The 1,196-nt window shown below is 72.4% G+C and carries 1 protein-coding gene; it reads right to left on the reverse strand.

Going from position 1 to position 1,196, the window contains the following annotated elements:
• On the reverse strand, positions 1 to 1,196 hold a 1,196-nt coding region (gene cydD, locus P409_RS34775), incomplete at both ends, for a thiol reductant ABC exporter subunit CydD (RefSeq protein ID WP_052121726.1).

Raw genomic sequence — 1,196 nt, forward strand, 5'->3', positions numbered from 1 at the left:
GCATCGTCGGCCTCGGGCCGGCCCAGCCGGATGTTGTCGCGCAGCGTGCCGTGGAACAGCACCGGCGCCTGGCCGATCCAGGCGATGCGGCGACGCAGCGCTTCCGGGTCGATTTCGGCCAGGTCGATGCCGTCGACCAGCACGCGCCCGGCATCCGGCCGGCGGAAGCCCAGCAGCAGCGACAGCAGGGTCGATTTGCCGGCGCCGCTCATCCCGACCAGGGCGATGTGGTCGCCCGGCGCGATCCGCAGGCTGACGCCGCGCACGGCGTTGCGGGCGCCGCCATCGAAGGCGACCGAGACGTTGTCGAACACGATGTCGAGGTCGCCCTGCGGCATCGGGCGGCCGCCGGTCGGGGCCTCGGCCGGGCCGTCCAGCACCTCGGCCAGGCCTTCGGCGGCGCCGATCGCCGCCACCCGGTCGTGGTAATAGGCGGCCAGCAGCCGCAGCGGCTGGAAGAAATCCGGCGCCATCAGCAGCACGAACAGGCCGCTGAACAAGGTCAGTCCGGGCGCGGTGCCCCAGCTGATAAAGCCGAGCAGGCCCAGGCCGACATAGGTGGCCACAACCGCGACAGCGACCGAGGCGAAGAACTCCAGGCTGGCGGAGGACAGGAAGGCGATGCGCAGCACCCGCATGGTGCGGTCGCGGAAGGCGTCGGCGGCCAGGGCGATGCCCTCGACCTCCGCCTCGGCCCGGCCGAACAGCCGCAGCGTCGCGAGACCCTGCAGCCGGTCGAGGAAATAGGCGCTCATCCGCGCCAGGGTGCGGAACTGCTTGCGGCTCTCGTCGGCCGCCTTCATGCCGATCAGCGCCATCATCAGCGGCACGAACGGCCCGGCGATGGTCAGGATCACGCCGGACACCCAGTCGATCGGATAGACCGCGGCCAGGATCAGGATCGGCAGGATCGACGCCACCCGGCTCTGCGGCAGGAAGCGGGCGTAATAGCCGTCCAGCGCCTCCACCCGCTCGATCAGGGTGACGGCGAGGTCGCCGGTCTGCCGCTCCGCCCGCCAGGCCGGGCCCAGGGCATGGACGCGGTCCAGGATCTGCCGCCGCAGCCGGGTCTTCACCTGGGTCGCGGCCACTGCGCCCAGTGCTTCCCAGGTCCAGGCGGCGCCGGCGCGCAGCAGCGCCGCCGCCAGCAGGGCGAGGAAGAGCGGCCACAGCTCGGACAGCCCGGCCCCCTCCAT

Source organism: Inquilinus limosus MP06, from assembly GCF_000767795.1.
GTDB lineage: Bacteria > Pseudomonadota > Alphaproteobacteria > DSM-16000 > Inquilinaceae > Inquilinus > Inquilinus limosus_E.